This is a genomic window from Pseudomonas sp. F-14 TE3623 (assembly GCF_053629015.1).
In genome coordinates this window covers 3,566,958-3,591,105 of sequence record NZ_JBRJHM010000001.1, presented here as the reverse complement: position 1 = coordinate 3,591,105, position 24,148 = coordinate 3,566,958, and the positions used below count along the sequence as shown (strand labels likewise).

Sequence of the window (24,148 nt, the reverse complement as noted above, 5' to 3'; positions counted from 1 at the left end):
GCCCTGAGGCGGGCCTATACTCTAAGGGCACACTCGAAGCGACATGCAATCGTGTTTGATATATGGGGTGGCGCGTCGAGTGATCGTTCACGCAGGCCGCGGCCTGCCTTCATCGTAGGGAGGAAAAGATCATGGCGCGTAAATACATCGATTGCCGCGAGTTTCCAAGCGATTCCAAATGCTCGGTCGCGCTGTCCGCGGACTCTGAAAACGAACTGCTCGAGGCCGCCGCACAGCATGCGGTCAGCGTTCACAAGCACACCGACTCACCGGAACTGCGTGCTCAACTGAAGACAATGTTTCACGACGGCACCCCGCCTGTTGAAGCACCACGTCCCGCTTGATAAGGAGATCCTCCTGCGGGAACATAAAAAGGGACAGACACGATTTCAGGCATATGCCGAGCAATCGTGATCTGTCCCTTGTTTCCAGATTCGCTCTCGGCCAAAAGTGGCCGGTGGTCGTTACATTTCGCTCGCCGCCGGGCGTTTGGCTAAGCTGATTAAATCGGGACGAACTGAAACCTGAGTGATAGCGGCCATTAGCGGATCAGTATTGGCGTCAAGACGGTAACTCCTAAAGGAGACGACCATGTATGCGGTTATAAGAACCTACTTGGGTGCTGGAGCAAAGCAGCTGTTCGATCTTTTAGAACAGCGCAAGGCCGACGTCGAAGCTACCCTGCGGACAGTGCCGGGCCTCGTAAGTTACACACTGCTGAATACGGGTGATGGCGGTACGGCGGTGACTGTTTGCACGGACAAGGCCGGCAGCGATGCGAGCTTGAAAGTCGCGCGCGACTGGATTCAGAAAAATGCCTCGAATATCCACGCGAACCCGCCGATCGTGACGGAAGGTCCGGTGATTGTGCAGATCAAATAGCGTGCCTTTCCAGTTGATCTTACGTTAGAAGGGACAGACCGCGATTTAAGGCGAATGCCGGGCAATCGTGGTCTGTCCCCTGTTTTTCTCTCAACCTGAATCACGAAGGAGATCCCTGTGGGAGTGGGCTTGCTCGCGAAGAGGGAGTATCTACCAACATTAATGTTGCCTGACACACCGCTTTCGCGAGCAAGCCCGCTCCCACATGGACTGCGCTAACTGACTGGCATTAGCGCTAATCAAGCCAACGCAAGTGTACGGCGATTTGCGCTCACCGCTGTATGGGCCGGCCCACTCGTCGCTCATGATAAAAATACGGCTCTCGATACTGGAGCCGTCGTCATGGACCTCGCCACTCTCACCCTGTTTCTCCCGGCCTGCTTCGCCCTGAACATGGCCCCCGGCCCGAACAATCTGCTGTCGGTCAGCAACGCTACCCGTTATGGCTATCGTCGCGCCTGCGTGGCTGGCGTCGGTCGCTTGCTGGCGTTTGCCGGGATGATCGCCCTGGCCGCCGCCGGGTTGTCGGTGGTGCTGCAAACCTCGGAATGGCTGTTCTATGCGATCAAGATCGTCGGCGCTGCTTACTTGTTGTACCTGGCCTGGCAACTGTGGCGCGCCAACCCCGAGGCCGAGCAAGTTGTGACCGGCGCGCTAATTGGAATTGTCGCTCTGGCGCGGCAGGAGTTTCTTGTAGCAGCGGGCAATCCCAAGGCCATTTTGCTGTTCACCGCATTCCTGCCGCAATTCGTCGACCCGACTCGACCGATTGCCGCGCAATTCGTCGTGCTCGGCGCGTTGTTCTTGATGCTGGAATGGATCGCCATCAGCGCCTACGCTTACATGGGCCTGCACATGCGCCGCTGGTTCGCCGAACCACGGGGTAAGCGGATATTCAACCGTTGCTGCGCGGGATTGTTGTCGGCAGCGGCTTCGGTGCTGTTGATGGCGAAACGGGCCTGATCTTTAGCCTTGGGACGGCCCTTTCAGTTCGACCTGATTGCCGTCCGGATCGAAGCAATAAATCGACAGCCCGTGACCTTCGGCGCCGAAACGCACGGCGGCTTTCTCGGGTGTCAGGCCGAAGGACTGCAAGTGACTGACCAGCGCTTCCTCGTCGAACGGTTCAATGCGCAGGCAGAAGTGATCGACGTTGCGCCGTTCGTTGCCAGCGGCAGCACCGCCCTTGCGGCCGAGCTCACCGTGGATGTCGACGAGGTCGATCATCGAGGTGCCCGCACGCAAATGCACCAGGCCCAGATCGTCGCGGCGCTTGACCAGTTCGGCGCCGAATACCTCGCCGTAAAACGTGATGCTTCGTTCGAGATCCTTGACGCGCAGGACGATGTGATCGATGTGTTTGATCGTGAACGGTTGCATTAGGAAGATTCCTGAAAATATTGTTTACAGGATTATCGGTGACCCGATGACTGTAGCTCAGGGCGACAAAAATTCACTGTCGATTTTCCGGTGGAGGCGCCGGGCGACGCGGCATATGCTCAGCCCATGAACCTACAAAACGCTGTGCTTCCGCCCCACGCCGAGATGGTTCGCGCCATGCTCGAACGCGACACCGCCTACGAGGGGGTGTTCTTTACTGCGGTGAAAACCACTGGCATTTTCTGCCGCCCCGGCTGTACGGCGCGCAAACCGAAGCCGGAAAACGTCGAGTTCTTCGCCCATGCCGATGAGGCGATGTCGGCGGGTTATCGGGCCTGCCTGCGTTGCAAGCCGCTGGATGCCGCGGCCATCGCGCCGGACTGGGTGCAGCGACTGCTCAAATCCGTGGACGCCGACCCCGACCTGCGCTGGACCGATGCCCAGTTGCTCGCCGAGGGCATCGAGCCGTTGAAACTGCGTCGCTGGTTCAAGCAGCATTTCGGCATGACCTTTCACGCCTGGCTGCGCAGCCGGCGCCTGGGCATCGCCCTCGGTGGCATCAAACAGGGCGAATCCATCGACAACGCCGCGTTCGACTCCGGCTACGAATCCCTGAGCGGTTTTCGCGATGCGTTTCAAAAGTCGTTCCACATCACTCCCGGCCGCGCCGCCCACAGCGAGCCACTACTGTTCACGCGACTGACCACGCCGCTGGGGCCGATGATCGCCATGGCCGAAGAGCGTGGGCTAGTGCTGCTGGAGTTTCTCGATCGACCGGCATTGACCAAGGAAATCGAAGAACTGCAGAACCGTTATGGCTACGCCGTGGCCCCCGGGCACAACGGGCATTTGCAGCAGATCGAAGAAGAACTGGCGCAATACTTCGCCGGCAAACGGAGCGAATTCAACGTGCCGCTGCACCTGCCCGGCAGCGCTTTCGCCCGGCAGGTATGGGCCGAACTGATGAAGATCCCGTACGGCCAGACCACTACTTATGGCGCCATCGCCGCGCAACTGGGCAAGCCCGGCGCCAGTCGCGCCGTGGGTCTGGCCAACGGACAAAACCGCTTGGCGATTATCCTGCCCTGTCACCGGGTGATCGGTGCAGACGGCTCGTTGACCGGCTATGGTGGAGGACAGCCGCGCAAGGCGTTTCTGCTCAGGCTGGAAAGCGCCGCGGTGCAAATCACCCAACAACTCGCGTTCTGATCACTCCACCGTTTCTTTTCAGAAAGTCATAAGGAAGGACACTCGATGGACACACTCGACAACCAATTCCACCAACTGCACCAAAGCGGCCTGCTGATTCTGACCAACGTCGCCGATGCCACCGGGGCGCGATTGGTGGAACAGCTGGGCAGCAAGGCCGTCGCCACCAGCAGCGCGGCGGTGGCTTGGGTTCACGGCTACCCGGATGGCAACACCTTGCCGCTTGAACGTCTCGTTTCCACCGTCGAATCCATTGCCCGAGTCATCACGATGCCGTTGACCGTGGACATTGAGGCCGGTTATTCCGATGACCTGGGTCGGGTCGCAGAAGTGATCGACGCCGTCATCGCTGCCGGTGCCGTGGGGATCAACATCGAAGACGGTGCTTCGCCGCCCGAACTGCTGGCGCGCAAGATCGAAATCGCTCGTCAGGTCGGCAATCGCCGGGACGTAAAGCTGTTTATCAACGCTCGCACCGACGTGTATCTCAAGGGCTTGGTGCCGGCCGAAGATCGCGTCGCAGAGACACTCAAGCGTGCCGCGTTGTATCAGGCCGCCGGTGCCGACGGACTGTTCGCGGCGGGCGTCACGGCGGCGTATGAGATCGAAGCGCTGTGCCGTGGCACGACGCTGCCGGTAAACGTGCTAGGTTTCGCGGGTTTGCCTTCGCCGGAAGAACTACAAGCCCTCGGAGTGCGCCGTTTGAGCGCCGGCTCGAGCATCGCCGAGTTCCTCTACGGCGCCATGGCGTCGGTAGCCAAAAGCTTTCTGGAAACCGGAAAACTCGATAGCTGCGACCTCAAGGCCTTCACGTATGGCCAAGTGAACGCCCTGCTGGCCCCCACCGGCAAAGTTTGACCGCAAGCAATGGAGTGCGGCGCTACGGGGCGACGACTAATCTTCCCGCAGTCCCCCGCACTTCAGGATGCTCCATGCCCGACACCTATCAACTGGCCAGCGAATTTCTCTCAGCCCTCGATGCCGACTGGCAACGCCACATCAGCGCCATCGGCCCCTGCCTGCATCAGCCCCATGCGGCTCGCGATCCTTATGAGTCGTTGGTGCGGGCGATTGCCTATCAACAACTGCATGCCAAGGCCGGCGATGCGATTGTCGGCCGGCTGCTGGCGCTGTTTCCTTCAAACACCTTCCCAAGACCTGAGCAGATTCTGGCGACAGACTTCGAGCAGATGCGCGGGTGCGGGTTTTCCGCCAGCAAGATCACGACTATTCAGGGCATCGCTCAAGCGGCTCTGGACGGCGTGGTGCCGGATTACGCTACGGCCCTGTCCATGGCCGATGAAGCGTTGATCGAGCGCTTGGTGACCTTGCGCGGAGTCGGGCGCTGGACGGTTGAAATGCTGCTGATCTACAGCCTGGAGCGGCCGGACATTTTACCGGCCGATGACTTTGGCGTGCGCGAGGGCTATCGGCGGCTGAAGGGGTTGGAGGTACAGCCGACTCGTAAGCAGATGATTGAAATCGGGCTAACGTGGAGCCCGTATCGAACGGTGGCGGCGTGGTACTTGTGGCGGGTGCCCAACCGGTAGACCGCGTTATCGTTCTTCGCGAGCAAGCCCGCTCCCACATTAGATCTTCAGTGAACACAGATTTTGTGTACGACAACGATCAAGTGTGGGAGCGGGCTTGCTCGCGAAGAGGCCCGCACATCCAGCACAAATTCAACTGCCCGGAAACCCTGACGGTCTAGGCTGTCTTGAGCCATCCCAAGACCCGTCGGAGGTTCCCATGCAGCTCGAAGGCTCCTGCCATTGCGGCGCAGTGTCGTTCAGCCTGACCAGCGCCCACCCCTACCCTTATCAACGCTGCTATTGCTCGATCTGTCTCAAGACCCAGGGCGGTGGCGGTTATGCGATCAACATCGCTGGCGATGCCGCCAGCCTCAAGGTGCGCGGTCGCAAGCACATCTCGATTTACCATGCGCGGCTCAAGGAGGAAGGTGACAAACGCGCCCACCGCAGCACTGCCGAGCGGCATTTCTGTTCCCTTTGCGGCTCGGGATTATGGGTGTTCAGTCCTGAATGGCCGGAGTTGATTCATCCGTTTGCCTCGGCCATCGACACGGCGCTGCCGGTGCCACCCGAGTACACGCACGTGATGCTCGGTTCGAAAGCACCATGGGTGGAAGTCCAGACGCAGCCCGCTGATCGACAGTGCGATGTGTGGCCCGAAGAGTCCATCGCCCAGTGGCATGAGCGCCTGGGTTTGAGCCGTTAGGCCGCTACCGGCACACCACTGTGAAAGCGAAACTCCACATCTGGCGACTCGATCAACGCCTGCTCGGCGTCACGAACCTTGTCGATCACCTGGGCGATGTCCTTGGCGTCACCGTACTGATAGGCCAGTTTCAGGTAACCCTGGAAATGCCGCGCCTCACTTTTCAGCAGACCGAAGTAGAACTTGCCCAGTTCTTCATCCAGATGCGGCACCAACGCCTCGAAACGCTCGCAGCTGCGGGCTTCGATGAAGGCGCCGACCACCAGCGTGTCTACCAGCTTCACCGGTTCGTGGCTGCGCACCACTTTGCGCAGGCCCGAGGCGTAACGCCCGGCGGACAGCTGACGCAGCCCGATCTTGCGCTTTTTCATCAGGCGCATGACCTGCTCGTGGTGCACCAGTTCTTCCCGGGCCAGACGCGACATCAGGTTGATCAGATCAACGTGGGAGTGGTATTTGGCAATCAGGCTCAACGCCGTGCTGGCCGCTTTGAATTCGCAGTTTTTGTGGTCGATCAGTAGGGTTTCCTGATCGGCCAGCGCGGCCTGGACCCAGCCATCGGGCGTGCGGCAGCCAAGGAATTCGTGAATTTCGGGAAGGATCATGGGGCTCACGGATAAAAGGTACAGAACGAAGGGCGCCGATTATACCGGCCTGCCGACAGACCACCAGCCGCCAACCGTTGATATGCATCAAGTCGCCGAATGCCGACCAGCAACTATAGTTGTCCAACGCAGTGTTTTTTACCTTCCAGGGAGATTCCGATCATGCAAGCCATTCGCAGCATTCTGGTGGTCATCGAACCCGAGCACTCGGAAAGCCTGGCGCTCAAACGGGCCAAACTGATCGCTGGCGTGACCCAGGCCCATTTGCACCTGTTGGTCTGCGATAAAAAGCATGACCACGCTGGCATGCTGGGTGTGCTCAAGGCGGCCCTTCTGGAGGACGGTTATAGCGTCACCACTGAACAGGCGTGGAACGACAGCCTGCACGAAACCATTGTCGATGTGCAGCAAGCCGAAGGCTGCGGGCTGGTGATCAAGCAGCATTTCGCTGACAGCCCGCTGAAAAAAGCCCTGCTGACCCCCGCGGACTGGAAACTGCTGCGCTACTGCCCTACTCCGGTGCTGCTGGTGAAAACCGCCAAACCCTGGACCGGCGGCGTGATCCTGGCGGCCATCGATGTCGGCAACATCGACGGCGAACACCGCACCTTGCACGCCAGCATCATTGATCATGGCTACGACATCTCCAGCCTGGCCAAAGCTCATTTACACGTGATCAGCGCTCACCCATCGCCGATGCTGTCGGCGGCCGACCCTACATTTCAGCTAAAAGAAACCATCGAGGCCAGTTACCGCGAGCAGTGCAAGGCGTTCCAGGCCGAGTTCGACATTGATGATGACCATCTGCACATCGAGGAAGGTCCGGCGGATGTGTTGATTCCGTATATGGCTCATAAATTGGGAGCATCGGTGACGGTGATCGGCACCGTGGCGCGGACCGGGTTGTCCGGGGCATTGATCGGTAATACGGCGGAAGCGGTGCTGGATACGCTGGAAAGCGATGTGCTGGTGCTCAAGCCGGATACGGTCATGGATCATCTGGAGGAGATCGTGACCCAGCATTGAGATTTTCGGCGTCAGATAAATAGCCTTCGCGAGCAAGCCCGCTCCCACATGGGATCTCCATTGGTCATGAAATTTGTGAACGACACAGATCCAATGTGGGAGCGGGCTTGCTCGCGAAGCTTTTAAGATTTAACCGCCAAAGGCATCCTTGAGAAACCCCGGCGCAATGTAGCGCTGGTAATGCGCCTCAGACAGCAGGAAAAATTCCCGATCAATGGCATCGCGCAGTTCCGGCAGGTTCCAGTCGCGGAATTCCGGCAGCAGCACCATCCCGTAGGCTTCCAGATTGTTGATGACCCGCGCCCCCCGGGCGATCAACTGGTATGCCCAGCAATACTCCGACTGATGCGGCACAAAGCGGATCTTGCGCTGTTCCAGCTGCAGTCGCAGCAACGCAGGATCGAAAATCTCTATCTTGCTGGCCATCACCTGCGACAGCAGTTGCTCAAGACGCAGCCATACCGCGCGCTTTTCTTCCTCGTTGTAACCGTTCCAGTGAATCACTTCATGGTGGAAACGCTTGCAGCCACGGCACACCAGATCACCGTAAACAGTGGAGCAGAGGCCGATGCAGGGGGTCTTGATGGTCTGATTGGGCATAGGTAGGCAAAACACGGGAAAGCAGAACAGGTCGGCATGTTAGCCCTTTGTCTAACATTCATCACCCCTCAAAGTTCAGGGCCTAACTTACCTAAATTTTTTTTTTGCCGTAGAATCAGCCAGCCTTTTAAGGCGCCAATGTCCGTTAGAAGCTGTTTTCAAAGCGTCACGAGCACAGTCGTTCCTTCAGAGCGGTGTTGGCGAAGGGTTTTTCAGCGGTGAAAAACCTGACGCCAACCCTCATCAGCTCCCCGTTCTGCAGGCGTAAAACTTTGAAAGCAGCTTCTGTAAGGAATTGCCGGTAATTCTGGCTAAGCGGCCCACAACGCCACGCAGCGCATGAGTACGGCAATTTCGGGATGAGCGTCCCGGACACCCATTTGGGACCACTGATGAGGGTAATAACTGTGCTTGAAGCCTACCGCAAACATATCGAAGAGCGTGCAGCACTGGGTATCGTTCCCCAGCCGCTTAACGCCGAACAAACTGCAGGCCTGGTCGAGCTGCTGAAGAATCCCCCGGCTGGCGAAGAAGCCTTCCTCGTTGACCTGATCACCAATCGCGTTCCACCTGGAGTGGACGAAGCGGCCTATGTAAAGGCCGGTTTCCTCTCTGCCCTTGCCAAAGGCGAAGCCAAATCCCCTCTGATCGACAAGAAGCGCGCTGTTGAACTGCTCGGCACCATGCAGGGCGGCTACAACATCGTGACGCTGGTCAATCTGCTGGACGACGCCGAACTGGCACCAGTGGCCGCCGAAGAACTCAAGCACACCCTGCTGATGTTCGACGCCTTCCACGACGTCGCTGAACGCGCCAAGAACGGCAACGTTCACGCCAAAGGCGTTCTGCAATCCTGGGCCGACGGCGAGTGGTTCAAGAACCGCCCTGTACTGGCCGACAAGATCAGCCTGCGCGTGTTCAAGGTGACTGGCGAAACCAACACCGACGACCTGTCCCCTGCTCCTGATGCCTGGTCCCGCCCGGACATCCCGCTGCACGCCCTGGCCATGCTGAAAATGGCTCGCGACGGCATCGTGCCGGACGTGCAAGGCTCCATCGGTCCGATGAAGCAGATCGAAGAAATGCGCAACAGCGGCTTCCCGATCGCCTACGTCGGTGACGTGGTCGGTACCGGTTCGTCGCGTAAATCGGCCACCAACTCGGTGCTGTGGTTCTTCGGTGACGACGTTCCTTTCGTCCCGAACAAGCGTGCTGGCGGCTTCTGCTTCGGCAGCAAGATCGCTCCGATCTTCTACAACACCATGGAAGATGCCGGCGCACTGCCAATCGAATTTGATGTGACCAACATCAACATGGGCGACGTGATCGACCTGTACCCGCACGCTGGCAAAGTCTGCAAGCACGGTACCGACGAAGTCATCACCACCTTCGAAATGAAGACCCCTGTGCTGTTGGACGAAGTCCGTGCCGGCGGTCGTATTCCGCTGATCATCGGCCGTGGCCTGACCGATAAGGCTCGCGCCGAACTGGGTCTGCCAGCGTTCGACCTGTTCAAGAAACCGGATGCCCCGATCGAAAGCACCAAGGGCTTCACCCTGGCGCAGAAAATGGTCGGCAAGGCGTGCGGCGTAGCCGGTGTGCGTCCAGGCACCTACTGCGAACCGAAGATGACCACCGTCGGCTCCCAGGACACCACCGGTCCAATGACCCGTGACGAACTGAAAGACCTGGCGTGCCTGGGCTTCTCCGCTGATCTGGTGATGCAGTCGTTCTGCCACACCGCGGCTTATCCAAAGCCGATCGACGTGACTACCCACCACACCCTGCCTGACTTCATCATGACCCGCGGCGGCGTTTCCCTGCGTCCGGGCGACGGCATCATCCACAGCTGGCTGAACCGCATGCTGCTGCCGGACACCGTCGGCACCGGTGGTGACTCCCACACCCGTTTCCCGATGGGCATTTCGTTCCCGGCCGGTTCCGGTCTGGTCGCATTCGCCGCTGCCACTGGCGTGATGCCGCTGGACATGCCGGAATCGATCCTGGTGCGTTTCAAAGGCGAGATGCAACCGGGCGTCACCCTGCGTGACCTGGTTCACGCCATTCCTTACTTCGCGATTCAGGCTGGCTTGCTGACCGTCGAGAAGAAAGGCAAGAAGAACGCCTTCTCCGGCCGCATCCTGGAAATCGAAGGCCTGGACAACCTGAGCATCGAACAGGCTTTCGAGCTGTCCGACGCCTCGGCCGAACGTTCGGCTGCCGGTTGCACCATCAAGCTGTCGAAAGAGTCGATCACCGAATACCTGCAATCGAACATCACCCTGCTGCGCTGGATGATCGGTGAAGGCTACGGTGATGTGCGGACCCTGGAACGTCGTGCTCAAGCGATGGAAGCCTGGATCGCCAACCCTGAGTTGATGGTTGCCGATGCTGACGCCGAATACGCTGAAGTCATCGAAATCGACCTGGCCGACATCAAAGAGCCTGTGCTCTGCGCGCCAAACGATCCGGACGACGCCCGTCTGCTGTCCAGCGTTGCTGGCGAGAAGATCGACGAAGTGTTCATCGGTTCGTGCATGACCAACATCGGTCACTTCCGCGCTGCCGGCAAGTTGCTGGAACAGGTCAAAGGTCAGCTGCCAACCCGTCTGTGGCTGTCGCCGCCGACCAAAATGGACGCTCACCAGCTGACCGAAGAAGGCTACTACGGCATCTACGGCAAGGCTGGCGCACGCATGGAAATGCCAGGCTGCTCGCTGTGCATGGGTAACCAGGCACGTGTAGAGCCGAACTCGACTGTGGTGTCGACGTCGACCCGTAACTTCCCGAACCGTCTGGGTGACGGCGCGAACGTCTACCTGGCTTCGGCCGAGCTGGCGTCCGTTGCGTCCATCCTGGGTCGCCTGCCGACCGTCGAGGAGTACATGGAATACGCTGGCAAGATCGACAGCATGGCGGCCGACGTTTACCGCTACCTGTCCTTCGACCAGATCGCCGAGTTCCGTGAAGCTGCTGCGAACGCCAACATCCCGGTCGTTCAAGCCTAACGTTACAACGCCATAAAAAACGCCGCCCATCGTGAGATGAGCGGCGTTTTTTTATGCCTGCCCCCAAACACCGGTCCTACAGGGATTTGCATGAATCACACAAAACAAATGTGGGAGCGGGCTTGCTCGCGAAGAGGCCATCCCATTCAACATCTTCGTTGACTGTAAGGCCGCATTCGCGAGCAAGCCCGCTCCCACAGGGTATTCAGCGTGTCTGGAAGATCTATCCTCAGGCAGTCAGGGAGTAGATCAACGCCGAAATCGCCACCAGGCCCACCGCCGTCACGAAGACGTTAGAGGCTTGACCACGAAAGCGCGCCATGGCCGGAACCTTGCGAATCGCGTACATCGGCATCAGGAATAGGATCGCGGCGATGATCGGGCCACCGAGGGTTTCGATCATGCCGAGAATGCTCGGGTTCAGCGTGGCAACGATCCAGCAGACCACCAGCATGAACGCCGCGGTCATGCGGTCCAGCGTCTTCGGTGCCGGGCGTTTGCCGCTCTTGACGATCAGGCCCTTCAAGCCTTCGCTGGCGCCGATGTAGTGGCCCAGGAACGACTTGGAAATGGCTACGAAGGCAATCAACGGCGCCGCGAAGGCGATGGTCGGGTTGCTGAAGTGGTTGGCCAGGTACGACAGGATCGACAGGTTCTGCGCCTTGGCTTGGGCCAGTTGCGCCGGCGACAGGGTCAGCACGCAGCTGAAGACGAAGAACAGCACCATCACCACCATCAGGATGTGGGCGCGGGACAGGATCTGCGAGCTGCGCTCTTCGGCATGCGCGCCGTAGCGACGCTTCTGGTCCACGGCGAACGCCGAGATGATCGGCGAGTGGTTGAACGAGAACACCATCACCGGAATCGCCAGCCACAGGGTGTGCAGCAGCGCCGACGGCTCAGGCAGCGTAGTCGCGGTGCTGAGAATGCCGCCATTCCAGTGCGGCACCAGGAACACCGCCAGGAACAGCAGCGCGACGATGAACGGATACACCATCAGGCTCATGGCCTTGACGATCACCTGCTCACCGCAACGCACTACCGCCAGCAGGCCGAGGATCAATACGAACGACAGCACAGCGCGCGGTGGCGGCATGATGTGCAGTTGATGTTCGAGGAAACTGCCCACAGTGTTGGTCAGGGCCACGCTGTAGATCAGCAGGATCGGGAAGATCGCAAAAAAATACAGCAACGTGATCAACGCGCCGGCCTTGATGCCGAAATGCTCTTCCACCACTTCGGTGATGTCGGCGCCTTCACGGCCGGACAACACAAAGCGGGTCAGGCCACGGTGTGCGTAAAACGTCATGGGGAACGCCAGCACCGCCAGGATCAGCAGCGGCCAGAAGCCGCCCAGCCCCGCGTTGATCGGCAAAAACAGGGTGCCGGCCCCGATTGCCGTGCCAAACAGGCCCAGCATCCAGGTGGTGTCATGGCGATTCCAGCTTTCTAGGCTCGCTGGTGTTGCCGCTACATAGCGTTCGTCGACGCTATTGGCCTGATCATTCATCCGGTCGGATCTCCGCTTTCCGGTCACTTGCCACCCGGTCAGGACGAGTCGGAAAACCCGACAGGCAGCGCCCTGGCCGAAACAGGGGCGCGATTGTCCGGGATTAATCAGCAGAAGCAAAGACTTAGCTGAGGAATGGTTATGCGGATCAGATGCAGCGGGCGCCTGCATTCTCCTGTAAGAGCGAGGCTTGCCCGCGAACCAGTCGCCTCGGTCCATCAGGAATACCGCGTTATCGTTCTTCGCGAGCAAGTCGGATCGCCGCACCGCTCGCTCCTACGGATCGTGGACAAACTCCCACCATCTGCCCCGCTCTGATCTAGTGTTGTCATTAGAAGGATCGCAGGCTTCGCCAGCTCCGACACCGGGAGTCAAAACCCCTGGCCATTGCCAAACCGCTCTGGAGTCAGCAATCTGAAGTGACGTTCGAGCCCCCAACATTCCGCTGCCCGCAGGAGCCCAGCATGACCGCAACTGTTCTGGTACTGGTTGAAACCATCAATGAATACCTGCCGATTCTCGAACATCAGGGGTTTCATCTGATCCTGGCCCCGACCCCGGCCGAGCGCGCCGCTGCCATTGCCCGACAGGGCGGTCAGATCGATGCGGTGCTGACGCGCGGCCCATTGGGCCTGCACGCCAATGAAATTGCCGCCCTGCCCAATCTCAAAATCATCTGCGTGATCGGCGCCGGCTACGAGCACGTCGACCTGCAAGCCGCCGCCGACCGCGGCATCACCGTCACCAACGGGGCCGGCGTCAATGCCTCTTCCGTCGCCGACCACGCCATGGCGCTGCTGCTGGCACTGGTGCGGGATATTCCTCGGGCCGATGCTGCCGTGCGTCGGGGCGAGTGGCCGAAAATCATGCGCCCTTCCCTGGCCGGCAAACGCCTGGGCATCCTCGGCCTTGGGGCCGTCGGCATCGCTATCGCCAAACGTGCCGCCAACGGCTTCGACATGAGCGTGAGTTACCACAACCGCCAGCATCGCAGCGACGTTCCCTATAGCTTCTGCTCAACCCCATCCGAACTGGCACGCCATTCGGACTTTCTGATCATTGCCGCACCCGGCGGGCTTGGTACCCAACACTTGATCAACAGGCAGGTACTCGACGCTTTGGGGCCCAACGGATTTATCGTCAACATCGCGCGAGCCAGTGTGATCGTCACGGCAGATCTGATCAGCGCGCTGGAACAGCGACGGATCGCCGGTGCCGCGCTGGATGTCTTCGATAACGAACCCCAGGTGCCGGACGCTCTCAAGCGGTTGGCCAACGTGATTCTGACCCCGCATGTCGCCGGATTGTCCCCGGAGGCCACCCAAGGCACTGTAGAACTGGTCGGCAAAAACCTGACGGCGTTTTTTTCCGGTCAACCGGTCCTGACCCCGATTGCTTTACCGCCGCCGACGGCAGCCACCCGACTCAATCACTGAAGGACGCCCAATAGCAGTATTGAATGAGATCGCCTCATCGCGAGCAGACTTGCCCCCACATTTGGATCTCCGCGCTCAAGCGAGTCTGCTCGCGATGACGTCGGCACATTCAATATCGATGCTGGCCGACATTCGTCCGCCGAGCCCGCGCTCGCGCATCAGGAACGCTGATTATCCGGCAACACGCTAACCTATAAGACCGTGCCGCGCTTGTGGCGCCCCCGGCGCACCATTAGATTAGCCAATGATGTCTGGCCTCCAAAATAAGCAGAAGGGATAAGCATGGCGCTTACTGACCAGTCCACCCGTATCCGCTCCGGCGAAGAACTCGATGCCAGCCTGATCGATCCGTACCTTAAGGCGCACATTCCAGGCCTTAGCGGCTTGCCGAAAATCAGCCAGTTTCCGGGCGGTGCGTCGAACCTGACTTACCTGCTGGAATACCCCGAACAGGAATTCGTCCTGCGGCGACCACCGTTCGGTCACAAGGCCAAGTCCGCCCACGACATGGGCCGCGAATTCCGCATTCTCAATCAGCTGCGGGACGGCTTTCCCTATTGCCCCAAAGCCTATGTGCACTGCACCGACGAGTCAGTAATCGGCGCCGAGTTTTATGTGATGGAACGGGTCAAGGGGATCATCCTGCGCTCCGAACTGCCGCCGGAACTGGGCCTTGATTCAGCGAAGACCGAAGCCCTGTGCAAAAGCTTCATCGACAAATTCGTGGAACTGCACCAGGTCGACTACAAGGCCTATGGCCTGGGCGACCTCGGCAAACCCGAAGGTTATGTAGCACGGCAAATCAAAGGCTGGAGCGACCGCTACGAAAAAGCCCTGACCCCGGATGCGCCGAAGTGGGAAGCGGTGAAGGCCTGGCTCAACGACAAGATGCCGGCCGATCACCCGACGTCGAGCATCGTCCATAACGATTACCGCTTCGACAACGTGATCCTCGACCCCGAGAACCCGATGCAGATCATCGGCGTGCTGGATTGGGAACTGACCACCCTCGGCGACCCGCTGATGGACCTGGGCAACACCCTCGCCTACTGGATCGAAGCCGACGACCCGGCGCCGGTGCAATTGATGCGCCGCCAGCCAAGCCACGCTCCCGGCATGCTGACCCGCCGTGAGTTCGTTGATTACTACGCCGAGCGTGCCGGCATCCAGATCGACAACTTCGACTTCTACTACACCTACGGCCTGTTCCGTCTGGCCGGCATCGTGCAGCAGATCTACTACCGCTTCTTCCATGGTCAGACTCAGGACAAACGCTTCGCGCAGTTCATTCATATGAACAAACTGCTGGAGCAGATGAGCCTGCAAGTCATCTCGAAATCCAGCCTCTGATCACGGCCGCTGATCGGGCCCAAAAACAAGGAAAAATCATGTCCAAGACTCAGTTGTTCGACCTCGACGGCAAGATCGCTTTCGTCTCCGGCGCCAGCCGTGGCATCGGTGAAGCCATCGCCAAACTGCTGGCGCAGCAAGGCGCCCACGTGATCGTTTCGAGCCGCAAACTCGATGGCTGCCAGCACGTCGCCGACGCAATCATCGCCGCCGGCGGCAAGGCTACCGCCATCGCCTGCCACATTGGTGAGATGGAGCAGATCACCCAAGTCTTCGCCGCCATTCGCGAACAGTTCGGGCGCCTGGATATTCTGGTCAACAACGCCGCGACCAACCCGCAGTTCTGCAACGTACTGGACACCGACCTCAGTGCCTTCCAGAAAACCGTCGACGTGAACATTCGTGGCTACTTCTTCATGTCAGTGGAAGCCGGCAAGCTGATGCGCGAACACGGTGGTGGCAGCATCATCAACGTCGCCTCGATCAACGGCATCTCGCCGGGGATCTTCCAGGGCATCTACTCGGTGACCAAGGCAGCGGTGATCAACATGACCAAAGTCTTTGCCAAGGAATGCGCGCAATTCGGCATTCGTTGCAACGCCCTGCTGCCGGGTCTGACCGACACCAAGTTTGCTTCGGCGCTGGTCAAGAACGACGCCATATTGCAAACCGCGCTGCAGCAGATTCCGCTCAAGCGTGTGGCGGACCCGAGTGAAATGGCCGGTGCGGTGTTGTACTTGGCGAGTGATGCGTCGAGCTACACGACTGGGGTTTCGTTGAATGTGGATGGTGGTTTTTTGTCCTGAGTTGGTACTGCGAATAAACCGAAGGCAGCCTCATGGCTGCCTTTTTAGTTTTCAGTACTCACCACTGATCGTTCCCTCGCTCTGCGTGGGAACGATCAGATCGCAGCCGTATCGGATCTAGCATAAGAATATTTATTCCACTATTTGCATATTGAGAATATTTATTCCATAAATAGCCCTCCTGAAAATAACAATCCAAAGGACCTCGGCTATGCGCGAACTCGGTATCGGACTCATCGGCACAGGTTTCATGGGCCGCGCCCACGCCTTGGCCTTTCGCAACGTCAGCGCCGTTTTTGAATTGCCGCTGAAGCTCAAGCTCGCCGCCCTCGCCGACGCCGATCCGCAGCGTGCCCGACATTGCGCCGACGCCTGGGGCTTCGATGCGGCTCACAGCGACTGGCAACAGCTGATCAATGACCCCAAGGTCAACCTGATCGCCATTACCACCCCCAACCATCTGCACTACCCCATGGCCATGGCCGCCCTCACCGCCGGCAAACCGGTGTACTGCGAGAAGCCGCTGGCCGTTAACCTCGAACAGGCCAGTGCCATGCGCCTGGCTGCAAAAGCTGCGGGCGTGGTGACGCGGGTCGGTTACAACTATCAACACAACCCGATCATCGGCCTGGCTCGCGATCTGATTCAAAGCGGCGCACTGGGGCAGATCATCAGTTTCCAGGGCGAATTCAGCGAAGACTTCATGGCCAACCCCGTTTCACCTTGGTCCTGGCGCTGTGATGCCGATTACGCCGGCGGTGCCTTGGCGGATCTGGGCAGTCATTTGCTGGCCATGGCTCGTCATCTGCTGGGCGACGTCGAGGCGGTGTGCGCGGATACCCAGACCGTGCATGCGCAACGTCCCGTTACGTTGGGCGGTCAGGAACGGCGCGAGGTCGCGGTCGACGATCAGGTCCACGCGTTGCTGCGGTTCGCCAATGGCGCGCGCGGGACGTTCAGCAGCAGCTGGCTCAAACACGGTTACAAGAATCACCTGAGTTTTGAAATCAGCGGCACCCGGGGCACCCTGGCGTTCGATCAGGAACGCTTGAATGAACTGCGGATGTATCGCGCTGGGCAAGGCGGTTTCCAACGGCTGCTGGCCGGGCCGGATTTACCGGGTTATGCCGCCTTTAGCCCAGCGCCGGGGCATCAGCTGGGTTACAACGAGCTCAAGACCCTTGAAGTGCACGAGTTGGTGATGGCGCTGGCCGGCCTCGGTCAGGACGGGACAGATTTCGAACAGGCATGGGAAGTCGAACGCCTGGCGACGGCAATTCGTTTGGCGGCACAAGAGTCGCGGTGGGTCAGGATCGAGGAAGTCTGACCCGCCACTCAGGCCACACCCGCCAGTCGCGCAGAAGGCAACTGGCGGTCCACACCATTGCTTACTGAGTGACGCAACGGGTCAGGGTCGTGGTCCGCGTCACCTGCCCTTCAGCCCTCATATCACCCTGCACATCAGTGTTTTCGGAGGTCTGACAGGTACGAACCGGTGGCGGTGGCGGCGCAGCGGGTGGTGGAGGCGGCGGACTGGCGCAACCACCCAGAATCGCCGCGCAGAGTACGAGCGACAGTGGCGAAAAAATACGTATCCCAAGACTGTTCATAGGCTGACCCGCGGTAAGTAATCGACATTTTCCGCGACAAAAAAACCACACCGCACACCCGCGGCCCCGTCACAGAAAAGAAATACCTCGCATTCCTTATAGCCCAGCCACCCGCCAATGCCAGAAAAACAGCGGGCGGAACCATAAGCAGCCATTACCGCAGAAATGGATATGTACACCACCGAAAATCCCGGTTGCCTGACAAATAGCCATCGCGAGCAGGCTCGCTTGTATGTTTAGACTTGAAGGGTGTACATCAGCGGGAAATTTATAGGCTATAAGGTCGTCTTCGCGAGCAAGCCCGCTCCCACAATGGATCGGGGTACATCTGCGGGAGAAAAGCCAGCACCTATAAAGCGCTGGACCGATGCAAGCCAATACTCTCAAGCTCATATCGCAACTCTTCAATCAACGCCGCCATTGCCTCTGGCGTCCTGAGCATCGCCATGCTCAACCCACTGACCACCAGATCCACCTGCCCCGTCACCGGGTGATAAAGCTTCACCGTCAACGAATTATCCCCCGTGAGCGCACACTCACAGGCCAACGGCGAAAAATTCCGCTCTAGTTGTGTACGCAATTGCGCCAGGTAAATCATCCCGATTCACCTTGGCGAGGGCAAAAAATCGACCGCATTCCTGATTTGTTCGCACTCATGTGGCTGTTCCTTTAGCTGCATCGAAGAGACCGCGATACCGGCTCAAAGCCACGTATCGCACCCTCACAGCCTAGAAAAACCAGTCCCTGAGCAAAACACGAAATTGCACTACCCTACCTAGTGCATTTGCATCTTAACGTTGCCCCTTGGGCCGCCTCTCGCTGGAGAACAGACCCCGTTCACGAGCCCATACAATCGCCTCACTGCGGCTGTGCACGTCGAGCTTGGAATACACCGTCGAAACATGATTGCGCACCGTATTGGGCGCCAGTTTCAGGCGCGCGGCGATTTCCTTGTCGGCCAGGCCTTCACAAATCAGGCCGAGCACATCGCGCTCCCGGGCGGTCAGTTCGGTAAATGACACACTGGGCAATTGCGGCGAATTGACGTTCTTCACGTTGGCGAGTTTTTCGATCAACGTGCGGCTGAACCAGGAGGCATCTTTCATCACCTCTTCAATCGCCGACACCAACTCCAGCTCGGTGCGTTTGCGCTCCGTGATGTCCATCAACACCAGCAGGTAACAAGTACCGTCCTGAATGTTCACGGTGTCCGCCGAGACGGCGCAATCGATCAGCCCGGCATCCTTGCGGCGCACCCTGACATCGACCCGATCCACACTCCCGGTTTTCTCCAAGGCCGCAAACAGTCGCGTGCGAGTGCCCGCCTCCTCGATGAAACCGAGTTGCGCCACAGTCTTGCCGAGCACCTCTTCACTGGGGCATGCGAGGGTATCGAGAAAGGCTTCGTTGACGTCCATCACCACTTGATCCTCGGCGCTGCACACCAGGATCGGCACCGGGGTGAGGCGAAAGGCTTTGGCGAACCGTTCCTCACTCTGGCGCAGGGCAATTTCGGCCTTGTGCCGCAGCTCCATGTCGACGAAGGAAAACAGCATGCAAGCTTCGTCGTTGAGCTCAAGCGGTTGCCCGGCGACGATCACCTGTTTGCTGCCACCGTCGGGTAATTGCAGTTCGGCCTGCATCTGCGGAATGGTTGCCCCGTCACGCAAACGCTGCTTGGCCAGGTCCTTGTTTTCAGCGCGCTCCAGCACATCCAGCTCATAGGTCGAAGCGCCGATCACCTGATCACGGGCATAGCCGGTCATTTCCAGGAAGCCCTGATTGACTTTGATGAAACGCAAATCGCTGAGGCGACAGATCACCGCCGGGGCCGGGTTGGCGTTGAAGGTCTTTTCGAAACGCTGCTCGGCGCTGGCCCATTCGGTGACGTCGTTCATGATCAGCACCAACGACTCCGGCTCGCCCGCGCCGTCGGCCAGCACCATGCTGCGCACGCTGTGAACCCAGGTGCGCTCGTTGTTTTCGACTGGTGTCAGTTCAACCAGCACATCACTGAACATCTCACCGCGGGCCACGCGGCTGATTGGATAATGCTCCGGCGCTACCGGGTGATTGTTGCGATAGCGCAAGGCAAACCGCTTCGCGTACTCCTTGGCGTTGGCGCCCAGCTCACCGATCCGACTGACGCCGTGCATCGTCAGCGCGGCGTCATTGGCCCAGAGGATCGTCTGGTCGAGTTCCAGCAGAATCACCCCATCGGACAGGCCGGCGATGATCTGCTGCAACTGGCGGCGATTGGTTTCGGTGGTCAGGACGTCCTGGCGCATTGGATCTCCACGATTGCGGCGGCGCCGTTACGCGCTGCCCTGTGAAGATTACGACCGTTGGTGGCTCTGATAGTGCGAATGAAGCGGTTGCCTGGACCAAAAGATCAAAAGATCAAAAAATCGCAGGCTTCGACAGCTCCTACAGGGGTTGCGTGTATCCGCGTGATTGCGGCTGTACTCGATCATGTAGGAGCTGGCGAAGGCTGCAATCTTTTCGGCAACCCCATGCAAAAGCAGCCCTATGCTCAAACAAAAAAGAGTGGTTTAGTGCCGTTCTTTGCCCGTCCGGAGAGTTGCCATGATGCTTGATTCGCTTCACTTCACCCCATGGTCCGCCTTGGCCGGAGGTGTACTGATCGGTCTGGCCGCCAGCGTCATGGTGGTGGCCAACGGACGGGTTGCCGGGATCAGCGGGCTGTTAGGCAGTCTGCTTGAGGGTAATGATTCGGGGCGGGGCGAAAAAGTTCTGTTCCTGCTCGGACTATTGGCGGCGCCTTTGTTGTGGGCGTTGTTTCATGTGTGGCCGGCCATCGAATTCAAAACCGGTGCCGTGGGCCTGATCATCGCCGGATTGTGCGTCGGCGTCGGCACTCGTTATGGCTCCGGATGCACCAGTGGCCACGGCGTGTGCGGTATCTCGCGCCTGTCACCGCGCTCCATTGCCGCCACCTTGAGCTTCATGTTCGCCGGCTTCGTGACGGTGTTCGTCCTGCGCCATCTGCTGGGGTATTGAACATGCGCAAACTGACCGCCTTTCTCGCCGGCCTGCTGTTCGGCATCGGCCTGTTGCTGGCCGGCATGGCAAACCCGGCCAAAGTGCTGGGTTTTCTGGACATTACCGGCGTGTGGGATCCCTCCCTGGCGTTGGTCATGATCGGGGCCATTGCCGTGGCCTGGGGGCCATTTCATTGGGCCATGAAACAACCGACGTCCTTGTTGGGGGCGCCTATGCAGTTGCCGATCAGCCGTGAACTGGATCGGCGCCTGATCGGTGGCAGCCTGCTGTTCGGAGTCGGTTGGGGCATTGCCGGCATCTGCCCCGGCCCGGCGCTGGTGTTGCTGCCGACGGGCCACTGGCAGGCTTGGGTTTTCGTCATCGCCATGCTGGCGGGGATGCTGATGTTCAAAGCGTTGCAAACCCGCCGTTGAGCATCCCGCCAACACAATGAGGCTATCGAACAACCGATACCTCAAGCCGCTTGCTTGCCACGGGCAATCGCATCCGAAGCCGCCAGCATCGCCCGCAACAACACCGCACACCCGGCGGCCAGGTCATCCGGCGCGGCGTTTTCGATTTCGTTGTGGCTGATGCCGCCTTCGCAAGGCACGAAGATCATCCCCGCCGGGCCGAGTTCGGCGAGGAAGATCGCGTCGTGCCCTGCCCCGCTGACGATGTCCATGTGCGACAAACCCAACCCTTGAGCGGCGCCACGTACCGCTTCGACACAGCCCTTGTCGAAGTACAGCGGCGGGAAGTCGGCGGTGGGCGTCAGTTCGAAGGTCAGGCCGTGTTCCTCGCAGGTGGTTTCGATGACTTCGCGGACTTCGGCGATCATTGAATCGAGTCGCGCCGGTTCCAGATGACGGAAATCCAGGGTCATGCGTACTTCGCCGGGAATCACATTGCGTGAGCCGGGGTAGGCTTGCAGGCAGCCGACGGTGCCGCAGGCGTGGGGTTGATGGCCGAGGGCGGCGCGATTGACCGCGCCGACGATCACCGAGGCGCCGACCAGAGCATCCTTGCGCAGGTGCATCGGTGTCGGGCCGGCGTGGGCTTCGACGCCGCGCAGTTTCAGGTCGAACCATTTCTGTCCGAGAGCGCCCATCACCACGCCGATGGTTTTGCGCTCATCCTCAAGAATCGGGCCTTGCTCGATGTGGGCCTCGAAATACGCACCCACGGCGTGGCCACTGACTTTGCGCGGCCCGGCATAGCCAATGGCGTTCAGGGCTTCGCCGACGGTCACGCCCTCGGCATCGACTTTGGCCAGGGTTTCTTCGAGGGTGAATTTTTCCGCGAACACGCCAGAGCCCATCATGCAGGGGGCGAAGCGTGAGCCTTCTTCGTTGGTCCAGACCACCACTTCCAGTGGCGCTTCGGTTTCCACGCCCAGGTCATTGAGGGTGCGCAAGACTTCGACCCCGGCCAGCACGCCGAAGCAGCCGTCGAACTTGCCACCGGTGGGTTGAGTGTCGATGTGGCTGCCGGTCATCACCGGCGGCAGGTTCGGGTTGCGCCCCGGACGGCGGGCGAAGATGTTGCCGACGGCGTCGATGCTGACGGTACAGCCGGCTTCCTCGCACCAGTTCACGAAAATGTCCCGGGCCTGGCGATCGAGGTCGGTCAGGGCCAACCGGCAGACACCGCCCTTGACCGTGGCACCGAGTTTGGCCAGATCCATGAGCGACTGCCACAGACGGTCGCGGTTGATGTGCTGATGGGTGGACTGCAGAACGTCTATGGCAGCGTTCATGGTGATCTCCTCTGGCAGTTGTTATAGGTTTCTTCAGGCGAATTTTTGGTGTCTTTGAGGCCGCCTTCGCGAGCAAGCCCGCTCCCACACTGGATCTCCAGTGTTCACAAAACCCATGTGGGAGCAGGCTTGCTCGCGAAGGGGCCATCCCTCACACCGCAGTTTTCACAGCAGTAGGACTCGGCCGCATCACGCTCAACCCGTAATAAATCAGCCCACCAAGGGCCGAGCCGGTGAACCAGCCGTAGCTGTAAAACCAGCTGAACGCATCGCTGCCCAGCGACAGCAGCGTCAATGCCACCGGCACGCCGAACGCGATAAAACCGAACCAGTTCCACGCCGGGTAAACGTCGTCACGGTAAAGTCCGGCCAGATCCAGTTGCTGTTTCTTGATCAGGAAATAGTCCACCACCATGATCCCGGCGATCGGGCCCAGCAGGCTCGAATAGCCGAGCAACCAGTTGGAATACACCGTCTCCAGGCTTAAATCCGAAACGATCAGCCCCAGCTTCTTCAACAGTTCATGGGCCATCAGCGCCAACCCGACCAGCCCCGTGAGGATTACCGCTTTGGTGCGGTTGATGATCTTGGGCGCAACGTTCTGGAAGTCGTTGGTCGGCGAAACAATGTTGGCAGCGGTGTTGGTCGACAACGTGGCGATGATGATCAGCGCCATGGCCAAAGCGACCCAGACCGGGCTCTGGATATGGCCGATCAACGTGACCGGATCAGAGACAGTGACGCCCACCAGTTTTACCGAAGCGGCTGTCATCACCACGCCGAGGGAGGCGAACAGGAACATGGTCAGGGGCAAGCCGATAATCTGCCCGATGATCTGGTCCTTCTGGCTTTTCGCGTAGCGGCTGAAGTCCGGAATGTTCAGCGATAACGTCGCCCAGAACCCGACCATGGCAGTCAGCCCGGCGGCAAAGTAACTGACCACGCTGGCCCCTTCTGGACGCTTGGCCGGGATCGCCATCAATTCGCTCATCGATACGTTCGGCATCGCCCACATCAGCAGCCCCACGCCCACCAGCACCAACAAGGGTGCCGAGAGGGTTTCCAGCCATTTGATCGAGTCCGCGCCGCGAATCACCACCCACAGGTTCAAGGCCCAGAACACCATGAAACCGATCACTTCACCCGTGCCGCCGAGGGCTTTCCAGCCATCGAACACCGACCCGAGAAACAGGTGAATCGCCAGCCCGCCGAACATGGTCTGGATGCCGAACCAACCGCACGCAACCAAGGCACGGATCAAGCACGGAATGTTGGAACCGAGGATGCCGAAGGACGAGCGCAGCAACACCGGGAATGGGATGCCGTACTTGGTGCCGGGGAAGGCGTTCAGGGTCAGTGGAATCAGCACGATGATGTTGGCGAACAGAATCGCCAGCAGCGCTTCGCCGACGGTCAGGCCGAAATAAGCGGTGAGCACACCGCCGAGTGTGTAAGTCGGCACGCAGATCGCCATGCCGACCCACAGCGCGGTGATGTGCCACTTGTTCCAGGTTCGTTCGTGCACCTTGGTCGGTGCCATGTCGTGGTTGTAACGGGGACTGTCGAGGACATCGCTGCCGGCTTCTAGCTCAAACAAGCCGTCGCGCTCGGTCACTTGCGATCTGATCTGTTGCATGGCCGCTCCACTGTTCTTTTGATTATTTTTGCTCATCAGGGGCTGGCGCGAGTGCGCTAGCCGGACGATGGCCGGAGAAACTGACAACTT

At 59.5% G+C, this 24,148-nt stretch carries 24 protein-coding genes; 16 read left to right on the top strand and 8 right to left on the bottom strand.

The features are described from left to right. The first annotated feature begins 131 nt into the window (after positions 1-131). The 3 genes from AB7M29_RS16830 (at position 132) to AB7M29_RS16820 (ending at position 1,845) form a co-directional block, all read left to right on the top strand. Positions 132-344: a DUF1059 domain-containing protein gene (locus tag AB7M29_RS16830; protein WP_008074349.1), complete on the top strand. Its 213-nt coding sequence runs from the start codon at positions 132-134 to the stop codon at positions 342-344. Positions 345-591: 247 nt separating this feature from the next. Beyond that, positions 592-882, top strand: a complete 291-nt coding sequence (locus AB7M29_RS16825) for a hypothetical protein (protein ID WP_052964247.1) — start codon at positions 592-594, stop codon at positions 880-882. A 342-nt stretch (positions 883-1,224) separates the two neighbouring features. Further along, positions 1,225-1,845: a LysE family translocator gene (locus tag AB7M29_RS16820; protein ID WP_454247340.1), complete on the top strand. Its 621-nt coding sequence runs from the start codon at positions 1,225-1,227 to the stop codon at positions 1,843-1,845. Positions 1,846-1,848: 3 nt separating this feature from the next. Here AB7M29_RS16820 and AB7M29_RS16815 read toward each other — a convergent pair whose 3' ends face one another. Further along, on the bottom strand, positions 1,849-2,262 hold the full coding sequence (locus AB7M29_RS16815; protein ID WP_454247339.1) for a VOC family protein: 414 nt from the start codon (positions 2,260-2,262) through the stop codon (positions 1,849-1,851). Between the two features lie 126 nt (positions 2,263-2,388). Between AB7M29_RS16815 and AB7M29_RS16810 the strand changes: the two genes are divergently transcribed. The 4 genes from AB7M29_RS16810 (at position 2,389) to AB7M29_RS16795 (ending at position 5,709) form a co-directional block, all read left to right on the top strand. Then, on the top strand, positions 2,389-3,471 hold the full coding sequence (locus tag AB7M29_RS16810) for a bifunctional transcriptional activator/DNA repair enzyme AdaA (protein ID WP_454247338.1): 1,083 nt from the start codon (positions 2,389-2,391) through the stop codon (positions 3,469-3,471). A 45-nt stretch (positions 3,472-3,516) separates the two neighbouring features. After that, a complete protein-coding gene (locus AB7M29_RS16805) occupies positions 3,517-4,329 on the top strand; it encodes an isocitrate lyase/PEP mutase family protein (RefSeq protein ID WP_454247337.1) in 813 nt (270 codons plus the stop codon). 74 nt (positions 4,330-4,403) lie between these two features. Next, positions 4,404-5,021, top strand: coding sequence for a DNA-3-methyladenine glycosylase family protein (locus AB7M29_RS16800; protein ID WP_454247336.1), 618 nt, complete (start codon positions 4,404-4,406; stop codon positions 5,019-5,021). Positions 5,022-5,220: 199 nt separating this feature from the next. Then, positions 5,221-5,709, top strand: a complete 489-nt coding sequence (locus AB7M29_RS16795) for a GFA family protein (protein ID WP_217854689.1) — start codon at positions 5,221-5,223, stop codon at positions 5,707-5,709. Here AB7M29_RS16795 and miaE read toward each other — a convergent pair. Beyond that, positions 5,706-6,314 carry a tRNA-(ms[2]io[6]A)-hydroxylase gene (gene miaE / locus AB7M29_RS16790; RefSeq protein WP_205889308.1) on the bottom strand — a complete coding sequence of 203 codons (609 nt, stop codon included), beginning with the start codon at positions 6,312-6,314 and terminating at the stop codon, positions 5,706-5,708. The genes AB7M29_RS16795 and miaE overlap by 4 nt on opposite strands. Positions 6,315-6,476: 162 nt before the next feature. Between miaE and AB7M29_RS16785 the strand changes: the two genes are divergently transcribed. Next, complete coding sequence (locus AB7M29_RS16785; protein ID WP_038984136.1) at positions 6,477-7,340, top strand: universal stress protein; 864 nt, start codon at positions 6,477-6,479, stop codon at positions 7,338-7,340. Between the two features lie 129 nt (positions 7,341-7,469). On the opposite strand, the gene AB7M29_RS16780 is transcribed toward AB7M29_RS16785, so the two are convergent. Further along, positions 7,470-7,940: a DUF1289 domain-containing protein gene (locus tag AB7M29_RS16780; RefSeq protein WP_038984137.1), complete on the bottom strand. Its 471-nt coding sequence runs from the start codon at positions 7,938-7,940 to the stop codon at positions 7,470-7,472. Positions 7,941-8,347: 407 nt separating this feature from the next. Between AB7M29_RS16780 and acnB the strand changes: the two genes are divergently transcribed. After that, entirely contained in the window at positions 8,348-10,948 is a 2,601-nt protein-coding gene (acnB, locus tag AB7M29_RS16775; protein ID WP_032835413.1) for a bifunctional aconitate hydratase 2/2-methylisocitrate dehydratase, read from the top strand. A gap of 229 nt (positions 10,949-11,177) precedes the next feature. Here the strand turns inward: acnB and AB7M29_RS16770 are convergent, their stop codons facing one another. Further along, positions 11,178-12,458: a serine/threonine transporter gene (locus AB7M29_RS16770; RefSeq protein WP_217854688.1), complete on the bottom strand. Its 1,281-nt coding sequence runs from the start codon at positions 12,456-12,458 to the stop codon at positions 11,178-11,180. Between the two features lie 464 nt (positions 12,459-12,922). Between AB7M29_RS16770 and AB7M29_RS16765 the strand changes: the two genes are divergently transcribed. From AB7M29_RS16765 to AB7M29_RS16750, 4 genes are all read left to right on the top strand, one after another. After that, positions 12,923-13,894: a 2-hydroxyacid dehydrogenase gene (locus AB7M29_RS16765; protein ID WP_217854687.1), complete on the top strand. Its 972-nt coding sequence runs from the start codon at positions 12,923-12,925 to the stop codon at positions 13,892-13,894. A gap of 282 nt (positions 13,895-14,176) precedes the next feature. Beyond that, positions 14,177-15,244 carry a phosphotransferase family protein gene (locus AB7M29_RS16760; protein ID WP_123720455.1) on the top strand — a complete coding sequence of 356 codons (1,068 nt, stop codon included), beginning with the start codon at positions 14,177-14,179 and terminating at the stop codon, positions 15,242-15,244. Positions 15,245-15,282: 38 nt separating this feature from the next. Beyond that, positions 15,283-16,050 (top strand): SDR family oxidoreductase, encoded by a 768-nt coding sequence (locus AB7M29_RS16755; protein WP_052964181.1) that lies wholly within the window; start codon positions 15,283-15,285, stop codon positions 16,048-16,050. A gap of 211 nt (positions 16,051-16,261) precedes the next feature. Beyond that, positions 16,262-17,377, top strand: coding sequence for a Gfo/Idh/MocA family protein (locus tag AB7M29_RS16750; RefSeq protein WP_454247335.1), 1,116 nt, complete (start codon positions 16,262-16,264; stop codon positions 17,375-17,377). A gap of 632 nt (positions 17,378-18,009) precedes the next feature. On the opposite strand, the gene AB7M29_RS16745 is transcribed toward AB7M29_RS16750, so the two are convergent. Both AB7M29_RS16745 and AB7M29_RS16740 read right to left on the bottom strand, forming a co-directional pair. Next, complete coding sequence (locus tag AB7M29_RS16745; RefSeq protein WP_217854685.1) at positions 18,010-18,258, bottom strand: DUF1652 domain-containing protein; 249 nt, start codon at positions 18,256-18,258, stop codon at positions 18,010-18,012. A gap of 193 nt (positions 18,259-18,451) precedes the next feature. Then, positions 18,452-19,948 (bottom strand): PAS domain S-box protein, encoded by a 1,497-nt coding sequence (locus AB7M29_RS16740; protein WP_454247334.1) that lies wholly within the window; start codon positions 19,946-19,948, stop codon positions 18,452-18,454. Between the two features lie 78 nt (positions 19,949-20,026). Here AB7M29_RS16740 and AB7M29_RS16735 point away from each other — a divergent pair, with 78 nt between their 5' ends. Genes AB7M29_RS16735 through AB7M29_RS16725 form a run of 3 tightly spaced genes read left to right on the top strand, consistent with a single transcriptional unit; the run spans position 20,027 to position 21,097 of the window. Then, positions 20,027-20,257, top strand: coding sequence for a hypothetical protein (locus AB7M29_RS16735; RefSeq protein WP_454247333.1), 231 nt, complete (start codon positions 20,027-20,029; stop codon positions 20,255-20,257). Then, positions 20,247-20,681, top strand: a complete 435-nt coding sequence (locus AB7M29_RS16730) for a YeeE/YedE family protein (protein ID WP_217854683.1) — start codon at positions 20,247-20,249, stop codon at positions 20,679-20,681. Before AB7M29_RS16735 ends, AB7M29_RS16730 begins: the two co-directional genes overlap by 11 nt. A gap of 2 nt (positions 20,682-20,683) precedes the next feature. Then, a complete protein-coding gene (locus tag AB7M29_RS16725; protein WP_052964169.1) occupies positions 20,684-21,097 on the top strand; it encodes a DUF6691 family protein in 414 nt (137 codons plus the stop codon). A 41-nt stretch (positions 21,098-21,138) separates the two neighbouring features. Here the strand turns inward: AB7M29_RS16725 and AB7M29_RS16720 are convergent, their stop codons facing one another. Both AB7M29_RS16720 and AB7M29_RS16715 read right to left on the bottom strand, forming a co-directional pair. Then, positions 21,139-22,422 carry a Zn-dependent hydrolase gene (locus AB7M29_RS16720; protein WP_217854682.1) on the bottom strand — a complete coding sequence of 428 codons (1,284 nt, stop codon included), beginning with the start codon at positions 22,420-22,422 and terminating at the stop codon, positions 21,139-21,141. A 151-nt stretch (positions 22,423-22,573) separates the two neighbouring features. Continuing rightward, positions 22,574-24,058: an NCS1 family nucleobase:cation symporter-1 gene (locus tag AB7M29_RS16715; RefSeq protein ID WP_217854681.1), complete on the bottom strand. Its 1,485-nt coding sequence runs from the start codon at positions 24,056-24,058 to the stop codon at positions 22,574-22,576. Positions 24,059-24,148 lie beyond the last annotated feature (90 nt).